The sequence below is a fragment of the Clostridium sp. UBA1652 genome (assembly GCF_002320975.1).
Lineage (GTDB): Bacteria > Bacillota > Clostridia > Clostridiales > Clostridiaceae > Clostridium_T > Clostridium_T intestinale.
In genome coordinates, this window is the sequence record NZ_DCLI01000020.1 from 102249 (window position 1) to 118425 (window position 16177).

The following is a 16177-nucleotide window of genomic DNA, read 5'->3' on the forward strand; positions in this document are numbered from 1 at the left end:
CCTTCAAATTAATTTTCTCTATTTAAAAGTTCTAATGTTAGAGCTTTTAATGATTTTACATCTTTATTTAATGAATTTAGTATTTCTAAACATTCATCTGTAAGCTCTATACACTTCTTATTACAATATTCCAATCCATACATAGTAATAAAATTAGTTTTATTATTATTTTCATCGCTTTTTACATTTTTTCCAAGTTTATTAGTGTTTCCTACTACATCAAGTATATCATCTTTGATTTGAAAGGCTAACCCTAAATTTTCTCCAAATCTTTTTAATTTGGATAATTCTTCATTTGAAGCTCCTCCGTATATGGCACCAGATAGGATTGAAGCTTTAATTAATTCCCCAGTTTTTTTACTGTGCATATATAATAATTCTTCTTCTTGTATTACTTTACCTTCGTTTATTATATCAACTATTTGGCCGCCTATCATTCCTTCAGCGCCTGATGCATTAGTTATTTCTTTAGTAGCTAATAATGCTTTTTCTCCGTTTTTTATAGAAAAGTCTATTAATATATTAAATGCTTCATTTAATAAAGAATCTCCTGCTAATATAGCTATTGCCTCACCAAAAACTTTGTGATTTGTAGGTTTACCTCTTCTTAAATCATCATTGTCCATGGCTGGAAGATCATCGTGTATTAACGAATAGGTATGTATCATCTCAAGTGCTAGGCTTAAAGGTAAAACTTTTTTGTAATCTTCCTCATATAAAGAATATGTTAAAAAACATAATGTAGGTCTAACTCTTTTTCCACCTATTCTTAAGCTATAATCTTGAGCTTCATATATTATTTTATTAAACCCCTCTTTACCTTTAAAATAATTATCTAATTCATGATTAAAATAATCTTTAATACTATCTATAACCATTTACTACTCCTTTATTTCTAATTCTCCTTCTTCACTTATAACCTTTATCTTCCCCTCTAACGTATCAAGGGTTTTATATAACTTATTTACAAGCTTGGTTCCCTCTTCATACATCTTCATGGAATCATCTATATTCAATTCATTGCTTTCTAACTTATCTACTATGTCTTTTAATTTTTCAAGCATATTTTCATATGTCTCATTTTTTTTAACCATAAACTCACCCTAACTAATCTAATGTATTTATTTTTCTTTTTTCAATACCATCTTTTAATATTATTTCATACACTCCATCTTTCAAATCTTCCTTAGATTTTATAGTGTTTCCTTTAGAATCTTTAATTACACTGAATCCTTTATCTAATATACTTATAGGATTATTTGCTTGGAGTAATTTATTGTATCTAAAAATAATTTCTTTTTCTATATCAATTTTTGTTTTTAGTGTTTTATTTAATCTCCACTTAAGCCCATCTATTGTATTATAAGAATTTATAATAATGTTCTGTGGAGAATTTATATGCAAAAATCTTTTGATGTTATTAAGATTGTTTTTTTCTTCGTCTAACTTTTTATTAATGCTTTTATTGAGCATACTTTTTATGTTAAATAACTCTTCTCTCAAGCTTTCCTTTGTAACTATAGCTATTTCAGCTGCTGAAGATGGAGTAGCAGCTCTAATGTCTGCTACAAAATCACATATTGTAAAATCAACTTCATGTCCTACAGCTGATATTACAGGTATTTTGGACTTATAAATCTCCCTTGCTAAGGATTCATCGTTAAATGCCCAAAGTTCTTCAAGAGAACCTCCACCTCTTCCAATAATAATAGCATCTACATTTTTAGTTTTATTAAAATATTGTATTCCTGAAATTAAGGTCTTATAGGCTTCTGCTCCTTGAACTAAAGCTGGATAAATTATTATGTCTACATTATCATTTCTTCTCTTTGTAACATTTATTATATCCTTTATAGCTGCGCCTGTTGGAGAGGTAATTACACCTAATGTCCTTATAAATTTAGGAATTGCTTTTTTATGATCTTCTGAAAATAATCCTTCTTCATTTAATTTCTTTTTAAGGTTTTCAAATTGAATATGTAAGCTTCCAAGCCCACTTTCAGATATTTCCTTAATATAAAGCTGGTAGCTTCCATCTTTAACATAGTTTGATAATCTACACTTTACTATTATCTTTATTCCATCTGCCAGTTTAAAATCTACGCTCATAGCATCACTTTTAAACATAACACAGTTTATTTTTGAATTTTCGTCCTTTAAAGAAAAATATATATGTCCTGAACTATGATATTTTAAGTTTGAAATTTCCCCTTCTACAGAAAGATTGCTTAAAATAAAGTCATTATCAAATATTCTTTTTATGTAGCTATTAACCTCTGTTACTTTTAGAACCTTCATTTTCATTTATTTCAATGCCTCGCATGCATTTTTTATAAGAAGAGTAGTGGTAAGTGCTCCTACTCCTCCAGGAACTGGTGTTATATAATCACACACCTCAAATACATCTTCGAAGTCTACGTCACCGGTTATTTTGCCATTTAATGAAGATGTTCCTACATCTATTATTATAGCACCTTTTTTTACATATTCTTTATTTATAAACTTAGGTTTTCCTATAGCTACAACTAATATATCTGCTTCTTTTGTTATACTCTTGATGTCCTTTGTTTTTGAATGGCACATAGTTACTGTCATATTTTCATTTATAAGAAGTTGAAAGGCTGGCTTGCCAACTATATTACTTCTTCCAATAACTACAGCTTTTTTACCACTTAATTCTATATCTAAACTTTTTAATAAAGTTATTACACTATTAGGTGTACATGGTATAAAGGATTTTTCACCTTTATAGAACCTCCCCATAGACTCATCAGTCAAACAATCAACATCTTTATCTACACTTATACAAGAGGTTATGTATTTTTCATTTAAATGTTTTGGTAGTGGAAGTTGTATAATTATACCTTGAATATTTTCATCTGTATTTAGTTTATTTATCTTATTAACGATTTCTTCTTCAGTAATATTTTCCTCTAACAAAATCTTATTAAAATTAATTCCAAGTGAATTTGCAACTTTTTCTTGAGCATTTTGATAATAGATGGAACCACCATCATTCCCAACTAGAATAGATGCTATTCCAGGAGCTATTAGTCCTTTAGATTTTCTTTCTGATACAAACTCCATAATTTCATTTTTCACTTCTTGCGCGATCTTTTTTCCATCAATTATTTGCCCCATGTTACTTCCCCCTGAAAATTAGTTTTCTTCCTTATATATGTTGTCTAATATACCATTTATAAATGCTACTGATTTTTCATCTGAATACTCTTTTGCAACATCTAGAGCTTCATTTATAGCAACTTTTTTAGGAACATCATCTATATATAACATTTCACTTATAGCAAGTCTTAATATTGAAAGATTAACTTTTGATATTCTAGATAACTTCCATCCCTTTAAAAACTCTTCAATCTTAGAATCTATGCTAGTTTTGTTTTCATTCACCGCATTTAATATTGTAATTATGTACTCTTTATCTAATACTGTTTTATCCTCTTCGTAGTTTTCTAAAAAGTTTTCCAGTACAAGGCTAGGTTCATCCTTAGATATCTCCATACTGTAACATAACTCCATAGCCACTCTTCTTGATTTTTTTCTATTCATAAGTACCTCCACTATCTTCTATTCTTATTATTGTCTTGTTTATTTATATTAAACATATTATATTATTTTAACACAATGAAATACCCTCTGAAAGTCAGAGGGTAAAAATTTTAATTATTTTTCTTTAGAAACCTTTTCTTCCTTAGGAATTACTATGTTGTTGACATTTATATTGACACTAGAAACCTTAAGTCCAGTCATAACTTCAACAGTTTTTTTAACGTTTTCTTGTACTTGATTAACCACATCTGGAATTCTTACTCCATATGCTACAAGTATAGATATATCAATAACTGCATCATTACCATCAACATTTACCTTAACGCTTTTACCAGCACTTTTTTTCCCTATTGGAAATATAGTTGAGGTAACACCCGAATTAAATTCATATACCCCACTTATTTCAGAAGCTGCTATACCAGCAATTACACTTACTACTTCATCAGATATTTTGATTATTCCAAGACTTTCATCTCTAACAAGTTCATCCATTTAAAATAACCTCCTGTTTGCTCTAAAGCACTTTATCATAGGCTAATTATATCAAAATATCTTTTTAAATTCAATGTTATTGCTTACTTTCTATTTTTACATCCTTGATCTTTGAAACATTCATTACTGTTTGTAGTATTTCATTAGCTTGCTTTTGATTCAATTCTTCTTTACTTTTTACAACTACTGTAGCTTTTTTACCATCACCTTGAATTAAACAAAGAGCGTCTTCAAAGCCTTTGCCTTTTATCTCTAGTTCAATTTTTGATGCATAATTTTGACTCATAACTAATGTACTGTATTGTTTTGATGCATCTTCTTTTGCAGCAGCAGTAGAATTAGAATCATTCATTATTTTCTTTAGCGATTCCATAGTAGATGCGTCTACCTGATTTTGTTGATTTCTTTGATCATAGAAATAATCTGCATTAGCATCACTCTCATCATCTGTTAACTTTATTGTTGGATTTAAATCTCCAGGCGATTCTGGTAAAGAACCATTAACTCTTGCAGCCAAAACCCCCACACAAACTATTAATGCAAGTAGAGTAAAAATAATCCCAAATTGTTTTCTTGTCATTGTTAATTCCTCCCATCTATTTCTATTGAATTATATGCACATAATTTTTTAGATATACGTTTATCTCACATAATTTTTTAGATATACGTTCATTTCACTGCTATTTTAATATATATGTTTATCTCACATAATTTTTTAGATATATATTTCTTTACCTTATTTCATGGGGTATACATTTATCTTATCTGAGGATACATCATATAACCCAGAACATGCTTTAGTAATATCATATTTAATCTTCGATGCCTCAGCACCTTCAGCTACCACTACTATACCTGTTACCTTTGGCTTTAAGGTTTTTAATATTAGTGGATCATCCCCACTAGCCATTACTACCTTGCTAGCATTGTTATTTTGGTTAGTTACCCTTTTACCTGAATTTCCATCTGTTTCTTCTGTTACACTAGCTTGTTCATTTGTATCTATGGCAGGAACCTTAGATTCACTACTCTCAAAGTACATCATTACTTGCACTTCCCCTACGCCCTTTATGCTCCTTAGTATTTTTCTTAGTTCCTCTTTTTGTGCTTCTTCATAATTAGATATTTCATTTGTTTTAGCTACTGTTTCTGTTTCTTGCGTTGTATTTTTTGCTACAGTTTTTTGTCCATCTTTATTAAAAAAGCTTAGTACTACAAAGGCAAAAACAGCAATCAAAAGTATAGCTATAATATTCATTAACTTTGGATCTTTTAATGATTTAAGGATGTTATTTTTCAAATCATTTTTATCCATATTACCCCTCCTTATTTAGCTGAATATATGTTTATTTTACTTTTATCAATTTTCAACTCACCACTTAAATATTCTTTAATTTCCTTACTATTTTTAACATTACTTTCTTCTTTTTTAGTAGAAGAACCTATTTCTATTTTCTTTACGGGAGCAATTCCTCCATCGTAAACATATATATTTAAAAGTTTTATATTTATGTCAAATTTATTTAAATCTACTTCCCCTTGAACTTCACTTTCAAAATTCATATTTTCAAATTTTGTTTTCAATGATGAATTTATGTTATTTTGAAGATTTTCTAATATTTTCTTTTTCGTTGTTACATTAGCCTCAACAGTTTTTGACTCATTACTTGTTTCTTCTAATTGTTTTTCATACTTACTAAAAGTATCAATGAAAGTATTGTCTGATTTGCTAACTAAGTTTATTAATGGTGTTATGATAACAACTATAAGCATTAGGCCAAGAACAAATTTAACATACTTTTTAAAGGAGTTATTGACTATTAACATTTCTACTGCTGTCATAAAAACTAAAGTTACAGCTATTTTTATAACCCAATCTTTTACTAATTCCATAGCTATCCTCCTAAAATAAACTTACCTGTAGATGCCATCACCGATACCATAATAAAAAACATAAGTGAAATAGATAATATGCATGAAATAATCATAACTACATAATCTCCAGCAGCTGCTATACAATTGGTTATTCTACTATCACAAACTGGCTCTACTAATGCAGATGATAACTTGTACATAAATGAAATCAGAACTAATTTTAAAATTGGTATTAATATGGTAAGAAATACTATAAGTAGCCCTAAGGATGATATAGAATTTTTTAATAAAACTGCATAACCTGCTACTGATGCAATAGCATCTGAAAATGCCTTACCAACAATGGGTATAAAATTATCTACCGCAAATTTAGCTGTCTTTAATGTCACTGCATCTATAGCATTGGATGTTATTCCTCTTATTGTAAGTAACCCTATTAAAGTTGTTACTAATATTCCCTGAACCCACAAAGTAACTTGCTTAAACAATTTACATATATTGTTTATCTTATGCTCATTTGAAATATTATTAACAAAATTAAGTACAAAACTCATTAGAATCATAGGAATTATAAAATCTACATATATCCTAGGAACTATTGTCACAGCTCCCATAAGTATTGGATCCATAGTTGCTGCTTGAGTTATTCCTCCTACAGACCCTATCAAAAATACCAGAACTGGCAGTAATGCCATCATAAAATCTGTTAAGCCATTAATTGTATTTTTAGCTAAGTCTATTGATACTAAAAAACTTTTAGACAATAGTATTATTAAAATTGCATAACAAGCATAAAAAGCTATATCACTATGTGAACCTCCAAATGCGTCCTGCAGATTTTTTAAAAGTGAACAGATTATAGCCATAACAACTACTGAAATTAATAGCTTTAATACCGTCTTACTTTCTTTTAAAATTACTGAAAAAGTTATCTTAGCTAGATCTGAAGTTGATACTCCTCCATCTCCTTTTGATATATAGTTTTTAATATAATCACTTATATTTAATTCATTTACTAACTCGTTATCATCTTTCATTTTTGTTATATAGTCATATAATTGTTGAACATTATTACTCTGCTCCAAAGAATCAGAGTTATTTGTCACTTCGCTTGCAAAAGTGAACTGTGTTAATGATATACTTAATATAAAAAAGATTAGTAAAAATCTTATCATTTTTTTCATATAATACCTCTACATTATTTTTAATATTGCATCTAGTACCCCCATTAATATAGGCATAGCTATGACCAATATTAGTATTTTAGCTGCCAATTCTATTCTACTTGCTATTCCTTGAGCTCCTGCCTCTTTACATATTTCTGTAGCAAATGTAGCTATATATGTTATCCCAACTATTTTTAGTACTAACGTAATATAAAAACTATCTATATCCGCTTTTGATGACATGTCCTTTAAAAATGTAATTACTTCCCCTATTGGGCTTAATAAAAATAAAAGAAGTAATACTCCACTTACAAGGGATATTTGGGTTGCTATACTAGGCTTTTCTTCTTTAAAATACATAAAAAGAAACAAAGAAACTAAAGAAAAAGCTATAATTTTAATTATGTCCATAATTCCTCCCTAAAACATAAACATGGTTTTAATGGAATCAAATAACTTAGATATTAGATTAATTATCATCAGCAATATGATTACAACTCCCGCTATATTAGTTAATGTTGAAATATCTTCTTTACCTGATGATTTTAGTACCTTTTCTATTATTATTATTAAAATACCTGCTGCCGCTATTTTAAATAGCATGTTAATGTCTAACATAATACCCTCCTAAATTAAAAATATTATAACTACAGCACCTAAACACGCCCCTAGATATCTGTACATTTTACAATTTTTCTCTTTTAATTCTCTAGCTTCCTCTATATGATTTTTTAAATTGCTTAAAGTTAAGCTAAATATCTGTTCCTGCCCATATGTCCCAGACTCACCTAATGACTTTGAAAAATCAATTATTAAGTCTAGATCTTCATTTTTTAAATAGAGCTTATCTTTGTACTTGTTTATGCTGTCTTTAAATGCTCCATATACATCATCAGTAAAATTATTAGTTAACAGTTCAGATATATTCTTAAAAAATTCTTTCCATATCCCCTCAACTTTTTCTGTTAGAAATTCAAATACTTCTGGCAGAGGAGTATAGACGTACAATATTTGATTTTGCATTAACACTAATGATTTTTCAAAAGCTCTTAAATGTGTATATCTCTTTATGAAGCTTTCACCTAGACTGAATCCTAAATATGTTGAGCATATAAATATTCCTAGAAAAAGAATTCCTTTAATCACGATCTTCCCTCCCCCAATTCTTTTATCTGTTCAATGGTTCCAGGTCCCTTATTATTACTAAGTACTACAACTCTTTTTATAACTCTATTTATCAAGAGATCTTTGAATATCTCTCTGTTATATAAATCCTTTATTCCATATCCATGTATGGATGTTATAATATTAACTCCTGAACTAAATGCCTTTATAAGTGCATCCACATCCTTACTTGTACCTATTTCATCACAGATTATAACTTCTGGGGACATACTCCTTATTGCCATAAACATTCCTTCACTTTTTATACAATTGTCAAATACATCTGTTCTAATTCCTAAATCCATTTGAGGTATGCCTTTAAAACAAGCCCCAATTTCACTTCGTTCATCTATAACAGATATTTTTTTTCCTTTAAATCCTCTAGAACTTATTCCGTTTGATAAGGTTCTAGTTATGTCTCTTAAAAGGGTGGTCTTCCCACACTTAGGTGGAGAAATTATTATAGTATTAATAACAGTATTTTTACTTGTTATATATGGAATAACCGAATCTGCTGCTCCCAATATTTCTTTAGTAACTCTGATATTTAAAGATGAAATATTTCTTATGGTTTTTACTTTTTCTTTTTCTATAACCCATTCACCTGTTAATCCAATTCTATGTCCACCCTTTATAGTTATAAAACCTTGCCTTATGTCTTCTTCAAAAGCATACATAGAATATTTAGATACTCTCTGTGTGATTGTTTTTAAATCTTCGTATCTACAGATATAATCAATAACTTTTTCTCCTACATTGGTTTCAAGTATTAGAGGTAATCCAACCTTAATTCTAAGCTCCTGCAAAATATTCATATCAATTTGCCTTATTTTATTTAATATAGTCTCTGGTAATATCTCTATTATTGAATTATATCTATCCATAACATCACCTCCACTTACAATAAATTCTATTTATGTTTTTCCAAAAATATAACTACATAAATAAAATATGTAAAATAAAATTACATAAAAAAAGTGGCTGTCGCCACTTCGCTAGGGAACCCTATGGTTCCCTTCGACGACACTACGTGTCTGAGCACCCTCCTTAACAGGCAGGGGAACACAACTTCCCCTGCACCCCTTGCATTTTTTATTGCATAGAAAAGAATTCACTTTCCTATGCAATAAAAAAAGAATGCCACTCCTATTTAAATATAGTCATGTGACATTCTTTTTTTATTCTATGCTTTCTCCACAAAATGGACAAGGAATTATTTCGTTATTCACTAAAGCACTTTTTTCTATAAATATTGGCTTATTACAATTACTACAAGTTACTTCCTCAAAACCTTCATCAAAATCTTCTAGATCCTCTAAACTTACTTCTTCAAATAAATCATCTTGAATTTCAGATAAATCACTATTTAAAAACTCTACGTTCTCTTGTAAAGTTTCTATATTTACTTCAATTTCTTCTAATTTATTATTAAACCCTTTTAATATATTAGAAAATGAATCTAAGATTTTTTTATCAGTTTCAGGAATAGCCTTAAGTAATAATTCTAAATTTTCAAGTTCATCTCTAAAATTCATAATTACACTTCCTCACTTATAATAAAAGGGCTAAGTCTTATGACTTAGCGCTAATATTATACTCTTTCCATGTAGTCCCCAGTTCTAGTGTCAACTCTTATAACATCACCTTCATTAACAAACATAGGTACATTTACTACAGCTCCAGTTTCTACAGTTGCTGGTTTTAATGCATTTGTACTTGTATTACCTTTTACTCCTGGCTCAGTTTGAGTTACTAATAATTCAACAAAGTTAGGTGCTTCAACAGAGAAAGCCTCTCCCTTATAGAATTTAATAATTGCAAACATATTTTCTTTTAAGTACTTTATTGCTTCTTCAACTTTTTCAAAGTTAAGTGGAATTTGCTCAAAAGTTTCTTGATCCATGAAGTAATATAATTCTCCATCAGAGTACAAATATTGCATTTCTTTTCTTTCTATAACAGCTTCTTGGAATTTTTCAGTTGGGTTAAATGTTCTGTCTACAACTCCGCCTGCAATTACATTTCTCAATTTTGTTCTAACAAATGCAGCTCCTTTACCTGGTTTAACATGTAAAAAGTCTAAAACAGTAAACACTTGTCCATCAAATTCAAAAGTAGCGCCTTTTCTTAAATCACTAGCTGATATCATTAAGTTTCCCTCCAAAATGTATTAATTCATTATATATTATAACCCCTTATAAATAAATCATACTAATTAAATTACCTAGATAAGGGTTATTTATTATATTTAAACAACAATGATATTTTATCAAAACTCTTGTTTGAATGCAATTCTTTTAAGCAATTTATTCATTTTTATGAAGATTTCTGTATTCTACATAAGAATTAAATACTATTACTCCATTCCACTTCCAATTCTCTTGATATTTTTCTATTGATATATTCTCCACTCCATTAATAAATTTGTTTGTGTTTATCTCTTTTATTAATTCTTCAAGCTCTTTCTTTTCTCCTGTTAATGTGGTGGATACTTTAATAATATCTTCTTTAAACTCTTCTTTTTCTATAATTAGATTATCTATTTTATCTAAAGACTCTTTGACATTCTCATAACTTATAGGAATATTGACTTTATTAGGTATATCTTTAGCGGGAGCTTTATAATTAATAGCCATTATATTTCCTATAGAAAAGATTATTAAAAGAGTAAGTTTAACCAAAACATTTTTATTCATTTAACACACCCTTTATTTCATCAAAATCTTCCCCGTGATTTACAGATTCAATTTTTATCTTCTTATTTTTATATAATTCCTGAAACATCTTATCATTATTATCTAGTTTTGAAGTTTTTATAATAAAATTGTAATTATTAATCTTAATTTCGCTATTTAATTCACTAGCTTTATCCATCACTATTCTTATTTTATCTATTGGTATTAATTCACCTTTTACATTAACAGTTAAGTTTTTTTCTTCTTTATTAAAAACTTGAGTTTTAATATTAGAAACTGCTACAGGAATGAGTAATAAATTTATAAGTAGTAATAATTTTATAATTTTCTTAACCCTAAATTCACTTTTTACTTTCTCCTTATCCTCATAATCTAAGGGTATAAAATTTTTAAACTTCCTCACTTCTAACTCCCACCTCTTCCATAGCTAAAACTTTATCTAAATAACCTTTTTCAAGATTACCGAATTTAAATTCTATTTTATCTTCTTTTTCTTTTAACATTTTTGTCTTTGACAACTTTATATAATTATTAAGCTCTCTAAACTCATTAAGATTAATATTTTTACTATAAACCAACTCATCTTCATCTATAGCTAATAAAAACAATCTCCCAAAATCCGAGTGTATAATTATTTTTTTATTATTCTTTTCCTTAGATGCATAGGGCTTAAATAATATATTTTTCTTTGGTGAATATTTCTTTAAAAGCATAAACTCATATGGTTTTATAGCAATTATCCGTCCACTCTCCATTAACTTATCTAAAATCATAGGTTTATCTATGGAGTATAATATTAAGTCATTGGATTTTTTGTTTTTAATATAATGAAACAATTTGTCTTTTGGTTTATAAAAATTTTCATCTATTACCTTTTCAATAGTTTCATTTTTATTTAGCATTACTTTAATTACTTCCATTCTTGTATTAATTAAAACAACCTTGATTTTACCCTTTAATTCCTTTTTGTATTTGTCAAACTCAGTCAACTTAAACTTCCTTTTTTGATTAGAAAAAGTAATGTAATTGTCATCTATAATGATTTCTTTTGAACCTATCATAGTCCTTACACTCCTTCATAATATTTACTTAAACTTATTATTATCTTTTCATCTTCAAATCGATAATTTAGCCTATTTTTTATTGTTCCTTCTTTTATTTTTCTCTCTATATATATACAATCTTGGCTATTATCATAATAAATTCTACTTGTACCTAATGTTTCTACTATCCTATTGTTTATAAGATAGCTTTTTAATTCTTCAGTATTTCTTATATTGGTTTTATCTATCTTTTTTATATAATTATTAACTAAAGTTAATTCACTCTCTTCAAAAACTTCTGTGGAATTATATTTATAAGGGTATATGTAGCTTTTAGCAGAATTAACTATCATTATTTTATATATTAAGGTTATAATTATCGATATTGCCACTAAATACACGGGAACAATTAATAAAACATTACCCTTTTTAGATTTTAAAAACTTCTTCATATACATTTTCCTCAATACTAATTTTTATATAGACTAACTTTTGTTTTTTAACAACTTCAAAATCACTTATCCCTGTTATTATCTTATTCACAGTTAGTAGCCTATTGCCCTCATAATAACATACCGCTAAATCTGCTCCATTATATAGGGTGATTTTAGATGTTTTATTTCCATTTTCATTTATTGCTATGGTTTTGTTATTTTCAACTTCTATATTTTTAAGCTGTCCTTTGTTTAATCTGCTTGAAATAGATATTATTCCATTAGTGACCATATCTTCTTCTATTGATCTTTTAATATAATCTTTTCGAAATTTTACCAGGTTAAAGATTACTCCTATCATCAATGTAATTAATACAGTTCCTATGGAAATATACACAATAACCTCAATTAATGTAAAACCTTTTTTCTTCATAGCTCCAAGTTCTCCGATATATAAACTAACTCTTTTAAGTCTAAGTCATGAGAGTTTTCCCCTTTTAATGAAATTTCTAAAGAAATTACATCAGAATCCTTATGCGCATCCACTTGTACAAACTTTTTATCATTTATCAAATTATTATCCAGAAGGTCTTTAATATTACTTTCCTTCATTTTATCTAAAATCAAATTTTCTTCATTTATATAAAAAGTACTACTTTCCCCTATTTTGTCTTTCATTTCATTGTATTTAGAGTTATATCTAAGTTCTCCTACTACACTCTTGAAAATTACTGTATTTTTTCTTACATCATTTCTAAGCTTATACATCTTATTAGCTTTAATCATAGCTTCAAAAGATATTACTATAACTATTGCTATTACTGCAATTACTATAGGTATTTCAATTAATACATTGCCTTTCTTTTTACTTAACATTTAATGTTTCACTTCCTACTGTTATAGATATCCCTGCTACATTTTCTCCTTCAAACTTTAGATATATCGTAGTGGAAATATCTATTTCACCTTTACTATTTATTTTAAAAGTTTTCTTTGAATTACTTGTGTAATATTCATAACCTTTAGGTAAGTCGTAAGTTCTACTAAAGCCACTGGCATAAATATAGATTTTTTTCTTATCTATAACTCCATTTAGGTAAGTTTCATTATATTTACTATAAAGCTTTCCATAACAAAGTATATCCTCAGTTAAATATACTACAGTCTGTGCTTCTTGCTCTTTAGAGATTTTTATCATAGGTTTAATTATAGTCATAGTAGTTGCTGCAAAAACACTCAAAATAGCTAAAGCACATATTACTTCAATTAATGTAAAACCTTTCTTCCTCATATTTTTATTCCTTGATATAAAGGCATAAGAAATGTTAATACTATCCCTACAATGAGAAAACTAATTATTAATATAAATGTTGGTTGTATTGCACCTGATATCTTTTTAGTTTTTTGCACTAAATTTTCCTCTGATTTTATCATTGCTCTATTTATATTCTCACTAAGTTTTCCTATCTCTTCACCAATACTAATTACCGCTAAAGTATATTCTGAAAATATTTTTTCTTGTTTTAGTGTAAGCTTTAAAGACTTTCCTTTAAGTAACCCATCATTTATTTCTTTTATATGACTTTTAATTAATGGATTTTTAATTTCTTTTGAAAACTTGCTAAAAGCCCTTTGTAGATTTATTCCACTCTCAAAAATCATGTTGAGCATCATAAGCATAATATACTCTTTATATTGAAAAACAATCTTTAATTTTAATATATTTCTAATAGCTAATTCCTTTAAAAAATAAACTACAACTACGTAAGGTATCACTATCCCATAGCTAACTGTATATAGATAGAAAATAAGAGTATTGTTCTCTGCAAATTCTCTAAGATTAAATAGTTTTCCAAGAAGCCATGATGGAACGATTTCCATTGAGGCATACATTTCGCTGAAACTAGGGACTAACATTACAAATAAAAACACAACCATAATAACAAGCAATAAAAATAATATAATAGGGTATGCCAATGAACTTATTATTTGCTTCTTAAATGAATAAAGCTTCTTATAATAATTTGATAATTGTATTAAAACTTTATTTAAACTTCCTGTTTCCTCTGCTATTGCTACTAATTCATTGCATAACTTTGGCATTGAATCCTCACTCTTAAAGGCTTCTGATATGCTGTGTCCACTTTTTATATTCTCTTTCATCCTATTTATTATTAATTTATTTCTACTACCATCTATTCCATCTTCAAGTATGTCCATGGCTGCTAAAATATTTATGCCACTATCTATCATTTCTGAAATATTAATTAAAATATAACTCAAATTCTCATAGTTTATTTCTTTTCTATTAATCTTCATAAATATCACCATCTACAAATTCTCTAAAACCGTCAAAATCAATTACTCCTTGTTCCAAATGCTCTAGGCATTTATTCAAATGTCCTGAATCACTTGAAAAATCATAACTTCCTGATAAATATTTTCTTATCTTTTCTCTGTTTTCACTATTCATCAAAAGTAAATCATAAACCAAAACTCTGCCTGAATATCCTGTATTATTGCAATATTTACATCCATTTTTCTTAAAGTATCTACTATTTTTAAGTTTATATTTTTTTATTAAATCTTCTTCTACATAAAATTCTTTTTTGCATTTATCGCACAATCTTTTTATTAGTCTTTGGGATATTACTCCAATTATAGAATCTACTATTAAATACTCTTCAACTTTCATCTCTTTTAATCTTTTAAATACTTCGTAAGAACTTTTAGTATGAATTGTTGAATACACTTTGTGACCTGTAATAGCCGCTCTAACAGCTATCTTAGCTGTTTCTTCATCACGTATCTCGCCAACCATAATAATGTCTGGGTCTTGTCTTAAAATGCTCCTTAAGCCAGAATGAAAGGTAATATCACCACTCTCATTTCTGCTAACATTAACTTGATTTATTCCATTAATAAGAACCTCTACAGGATCCTCTATTGTCATAATATTTAAGTCCTTACTATTTTCCTTTTTCAAAATAGAATAAAGCGTCGTAGATTTTCCAGACCCAGTGGGCCCATTTATTAAAATCATGCCACTATTCATAGAAATTAATTTATTTATATATTCTAAGTCTCTTTTATCAAAGCTCAAGGATTCAAGATTTTTATCATCTTCATTGTTGTACATTATTCTTATAACTATCTTTTCCCCATAATAAGTAGGCAAGGATGATATCCTTAAATCCAAAAAATTTTCGTTATAATTATATACCATCTTTCCATCTTGAGCCTTCAGCTTGTCAGCTATGTCCATATTACCTTTAACTTTAATTCTTGAAACTACTGCCTCATATTCTTCACGAGTAATCTTATAACAAAGTATAAGAGACCCATTTAATCGAAACCTAATATTAACTTCTTTTTCAAACGGCTCAAAATGTATATCTGAAGCATTTTTATCAATAGCATCACTTATTATATTTTCTTCTATGTATTTGTTTCTGTCATGAATTTTAACACCAAAGCCATCATATATGAGCTTGGTTATATTTTCTTTATCAATTTTTACCGGAACAATGGCTTCAGAAAGATTTTGCTCTAAATACCTTATATATTCTTTTTTTATTTCCTCCATACCAACGTAAATCTTCCCCTTGAATCTCCCTAGGGGTAAAATCTTATACTTCTGACATATTTCAAAGGGTACTTTATTGAGAAGGGTTATGTCTATTAAATTAAGCGAAATAGATTCAATATTTTTCATAAGATTCACCTTGTATAATGAACAT

Annotated in this window: 25 protein-coding genes; all 25 read right to left on the minus strand. The window is 28.0% G+C overall.

The window, feature by feature from the left end:
• Nucleotides 1-8: 8 nt before the first annotated feature.
• Nucleotides 9-878, minus strand: coding sequence for a polyprenyl synthetase family protein (locus tag B3N22_RS02970; RefSeq protein ID WP_286904748.1), 870 nt, complete (start codon nucleotides 876-878; stop codon nucleotides 9-11).
• A 3-nt stretch (nucleotides 879-881) separates the two neighbouring features.
• On the minus strand, nucleotides 882-1094 hold the full coding sequence (gene xseB, locus B3N22_RS02975; protein ID WP_073019719.1) for an exodeoxyribonuclease VII small subunit: 213 nt from the start codon (nucleotides 1092-1094) through the stop codon (nucleotides 882-884).
• 13 nt (nucleotides 1095-1107) lie between these two features.
• The gene (xseA, locus tag B3N22_RS02980) at nucleotides 1108-2304 is read right to left on the minus strand and encodes an exodeoxyribonuclease VII large subunit (RefSeq protein WP_286904749.1); all 1197 of its coding nucleotides are present in this window, start codon (nucleotides 2302-2304) and stop codon (nucleotides 1108-1110) included.
• The gene (locus B3N22_RS02985; protein WP_238907369.1) at nucleotides 2305-3141 is read right to left on the minus strand and encodes a tetrahydrofolate dehydrogenase/cyclohydrolase catalytic domain-containing protein; all 837 of its coding nucleotides are present in this window, start codon (nucleotides 3139-3141) and stop codon (nucleotides 2305-2307) included.
• An 18-nt stretch (nucleotides 3142-3159) separates the two neighbouring features.
• On the minus strand, nucleotides 3160-3567 hold the full coding sequence (gene nusB, locus B3N22_RS02990; protein ID WP_073019726.1) for a transcription antitermination factor NusB: 408 nt from the start codon (nucleotides 3565-3567) through the stop codon (nucleotides 3160-3162).
• 114 nt (nucleotides 3568-3681) lie between these two features.
• Complete coding sequence (locus B3N22_RS02995) at nucleotides 3682-4059, minus strand: Asp23/Gls24 family envelope stress response protein (RefSeq protein WP_021801451.1); 378 nt, start codon at nucleotides 4057-4059, stop codon at nucleotides 3682-3684.
• Nucleotides 4060-4135: 76 nt separating this feature from the next.
• Complete coding sequence (locus B3N22_RS03000) at nucleotides 4136-4639, minus strand: SpoIIIAH-like family protein (protein ID WP_073019728.1); 504 nt, start codon at nucleotides 4637-4639, stop codon at nucleotides 4136-4138.
• 156 nt (nucleotides 4640-4795) lie between these two features.
• Nucleotides 4796-5374 (minus strand): stage III sporulation protein AG, encoded by a 579-nt coding sequence (gene spoIIIAG, locus B3N22_RS03005; protein WP_021801449.1) that lies wholly within the window; start codon nucleotides 5372-5374, stop codon nucleotides 4796-4798.
• Between the two features lie 11 nt (nucleotides 5375-5385).
• The gene (gene spoIIIAF, locus B3N22_RS03010; protein WP_073019730.1) at nucleotides 5386-5952 is read right to left on the minus strand and encodes a stage III sporulation protein AF; all 567 of its coding nucleotides are present in this window, start codon (nucleotides 5950-5952) and stop codon (nucleotides 5386-5388) included.
• Nucleotides 5953-5954: 2 nt separating this feature from the next.
• Nucleotides 5955-7118: a stage III sporulation protein AE gene (spoIIIAE, locus tag B3N22_RS03015; protein WP_414632216.1), complete on the minus strand. Its 1164-nt coding sequence runs from the start codon at nucleotides 7116-7118 to the stop codon at nucleotides 5955-5957.
• 9 nt (nucleotides 7119-7127) lie between these two features.
• Nucleotides 7128-7511, minus strand: coding sequence for a stage III sporulation protein AD (gene spoIIIAD, locus B3N22_RS03020; RefSeq protein ID WP_073019734.1), 384 nt, complete (start codon nucleotides 7509-7511; stop codon nucleotides 7128-7130).
• 9 nt (nucleotides 7512-7520) lie between these two features.
• Nucleotides 7521-7718, minus strand: a complete 198-nt coding sequence (spoIIIAC, locus tag B3N22_RS03025; protein WP_021801445.1) for a stage III sporulation protein AC — start codon at nucleotides 7716-7718, stop codon at nucleotides 7521-7523.
• A gap of 9 nt (nucleotides 7719-7727) precedes the next feature.
• On the minus strand, nucleotides 7728-8246 hold the full coding sequence (gene spoIIIAB / locus B3N22_RS03030; protein ID WP_286904753.1) for a stage III sporulation protein SpoIIIAB: 519 nt from the start codon (nucleotides 8244-8246) through the stop codon (nucleotides 7728-7730).
• Nucleotides 8243-9148, minus strand: a complete 906-nt coding sequence (gene spoIIIAA / locus B3N22_RS03035) for a stage III sporulation protein AA (protein ID WP_286904755.1) — start codon at nucleotides 9146-9148, stop codon at nucleotides 8243-8245. Before spoIIIAA ends, spoIIIAB begins: the two co-directional genes overlap by 4 nt.
• Nucleotides 9149-9442: 294 nt before the next feature.
• Nucleotides 9443-9799, minus strand: a complete 357-nt coding sequence (locus tag B3N22_RS03040) for a CD1247 N-terminal domain-containing protein (RefSeq protein ID WP_286904757.1) — start codon at nucleotides 9797-9799, stop codon at nucleotides 9443-9445.
• 56 nt (nucleotides 9800-9855) lie between these two features.
• Nucleotides 9856-10413, minus strand: a complete 558-nt coding sequence (efp, locus tag B3N22_RS03045; RefSeq protein ID WP_021801442.1) for an elongation factor P — start codon at nucleotides 10411-10413, stop codon at nucleotides 9856-9858.
• A 157-nt stretch (nucleotides 10414-10570) separates the two neighbouring features.
• Nucleotides 10571-10960 (minus strand): hypothetical protein, encoded by a 390-nt coding sequence (locus B3N22_RS03050; protein ID WP_286904760.1) that lies wholly within the window; start codon nucleotides 10958-10960, stop codon nucleotides 10571-10573.
• Nucleotides 10953-11363: a hypothetical protein gene (locus B3N22_RS03055; RefSeq protein ID WP_073019746.1), complete on the minus strand. Its 411-nt coding sequence runs from the start codon at nucleotides 11361-11363 to the stop codon at nucleotides 10953-10955. The genes B3N22_RS03050 and B3N22_RS03055 overlap by 8 nt, the downstream gene beginning before the upstream one ends.
• Entirely contained in the window at nucleotides 11350-12021 is a 672-nt protein-coding gene (locus tag B3N22_RS03060; RefSeq protein WP_286904763.1) for a hypothetical protein, read from the minus strand. The genes B3N22_RS03055 and B3N22_RS03060 overlap by 14 nt, the downstream gene beginning before the upstream one ends.
• Nucleotides 12022-12026: 5 nt before the next feature.
• Nucleotides 12027-12455 (minus strand): hypothetical protein, encoded by a 429-nt coding sequence (locus B3N22_RS03065; RefSeq protein ID WP_286904764.1) that lies wholly within the window; start codon nucleotides 12453-12455, stop codon nucleotides 12027-12029.
• The gene (locus B3N22_RS03070) at nucleotides 12433-12870 is read right to left on the minus strand and encodes a type II secretion system protein (RefSeq protein WP_286904765.1); all 438 of its coding nucleotides are present in this window, start codon (nucleotides 12868-12870) and stop codon (nucleotides 12433-12435) included. The genes B3N22_RS03065 and B3N22_RS03070 overlap by 23 nt, the downstream gene beginning before the upstream one ends.
• Nucleotides 12867-13313: a hypothetical protein gene (locus B3N22_RS03075; protein WP_286904766.1), complete on the minus strand. Its 447-nt coding sequence runs from the start codon at nucleotides 13311-13313 to the stop codon at nucleotides 12867-12869. The genes B3N22_RS03070 and B3N22_RS03075 overlap by 4 nt, the downstream gene beginning before the upstream one ends.
• Nucleotides 13303-13728 carry a type II secretion system protein gene (locus B3N22_RS03080; protein ID WP_073019757.1) on the minus strand — a complete coding sequence of 142 codons (426 nt, stop codon included), beginning with the start codon at nucleotides 13726-13728 and terminating at the stop codon, nucleotides 13303-13305. Before B3N22_RS03080 ends, B3N22_RS03075 begins: the two co-directional genes overlap by 11 nt.
• Entirely contained in the window at nucleotides 13725-14756 is a 1032-nt protein-coding gene (locus B3N22_RS03085) for a type II secretion system F family protein (protein ID WP_286904768.1), read from the minus strand. The genes B3N22_RS03080 and B3N22_RS03085 overlap by 4 nt, the downstream gene beginning before the upstream one ends.
• On the minus strand, nucleotides 14746-16177 hold a 1432-nt coding region (locus B3N22_RS03090; protein ID WP_286904770.1), incomplete at its 5' end, for a GspE/PulE family protein. The genes B3N22_RS03085 and B3N22_RS03090, both read right to left, overlap by 11 nt.

Coding starts and splice junctions, on each gene's coding strand:
- spoIIIAA (WP_286904755.1), bottom strand. CDS start 9,148: ATGGATAGATATAATTCAATAATAGAGATATTACCAGAGACTATATTA.
- B3N22_RS03050 (WP_286904760.1), bottom strand. CDS start 10,960: ATGAATAAAAATGTTTTGGTTAAACTTACTCTTTTAATAATCTTTTCT.
- B3N22_RS03080 (WP_073019757.1), bottom strand. CDS start 13,728: ATGAGGAAGAAAGGTTTTACATTAATTGAAGTAATATGTGCTTTAGCT.
- spoIIIAE (WP_414632216.1), bottom strand. CDS start 7,118: ATGAAAAAAATGATAAGATTTTTACTAATCTTTTTTATATTAAGTATA.
- B3N22_RS02995 (WP_021801451.1), bottom strand. CDS start 4,059: ATGGATGAACTTGTTAGAGATGAAAGTCTTGGAATAATCAAAATATCT.
- B3N22_RS03040 (WP_286904757.1), bottom strand. CDS start 9,799: ATGAATTTTAGAGATGAACTTGAAAATTTAGAATTATTACTTAAGGCT.
- spoIIIAC (WP_021801445.1), bottom strand. CDS start 7,718: ATGTTAGACATTAACATGCTATTTAAAATAGCGGCAGCAGGTATTTTA.
- nusB (WP_073019726.1), bottom strand. CDS start 3,567: ATGAATAGAAAAAAATCAAGAAGAGTGGCTATGGAGTTATGTTACAGT.
- B3N22_RS03065 (WP_286904764.1), bottom strand. CDS start 12,455: ATGAAGAAGTTTTTAAAATCTAAAAAGGGTAATGTTTTATTAATTGTT.
- B3N22_RS03060 (WP_286904763.1), bottom strand. CDS start 12,021: ATGATAGGTTCAAAAGAAATCATTATAGATGACAATTACATTACTTTT.
- xseA (WP_286904749.1), bottom strand. CDS start 2,304: ATGAAAATGAAGGTTCTAAAAGTAACAGAGGTTAATAGCTACATAAAA.
- B3N22_RS03085 (WP_286904768.1), bottom strand. CDS start 14,756: ATGAAGATTAATAGAAAAGAAATAAACTATGAGAATTTGAGTTATATT.
- efp (WP_021801442.1), bottom strand. CDS start 10,413: ATGATATCAGCTAGTGATTTAAGAAAAGGCGCTACTTTTGAATTTGAT.
- B3N22_RS03000 (WP_073019728.1), bottom strand. CDS start 4,639: ATGACAAGAAAACAATTTGGGATTATTTTTACTCTACTTGCATTAATA.
- B3N22_RS02970 (WP_286904748.1), bottom strand. CDS start 878: ATGGTTATAGATAGTATTAAAGATTATTTTAATCATGAATTAGATAAT.
- spoIIIAF (WP_073019730.1), bottom strand. CDS start 5,952: ATGGAATTAGTAAAAGATTGGGTTATAAAAATAGCTGTAACTTTAGTT.
- spoIIIAG (WP_021801449.1), bottom strand. CDS start 5,374: ATGGATAAAAATGATTTGAAAAATAACATCCTTAAATCATTAAAAGAT.
- spoIIIAD (WP_073019734.1), bottom strand. CDS start 7,511: ATGGACATAATTAAAATTATAGCTTTTTCTTTAGTTTCTTTGTTTCTT.
- xseB (WP_073019719.1), bottom strand. CDS start 1,094: ATGGTTAAAAAAAATGAGACATATGAAAATATGCTTGAAAAATTAAAA.
- B3N22_RS02985 (WP_238907369.1), bottom strand. CDS start 3,141: ATGGGGCAAATAATTGATGGAAAAAAGATCGCGCAAGAAGTGAAAAAT.
- B3N22_RS03070 (WP_286904765.1), bottom strand. CDS start 12,870: ATGAAGAAAAAAGGTTTTACATTAATTGAGGTTATTGTGTATATTTCC.
- B3N22_RS03075 (WP_286904766.1), bottom strand. CDS start 13,313: ATGTTAAGTAAAAAGAAAGGCAATGTATTAATTGAAATACCTATAGTA.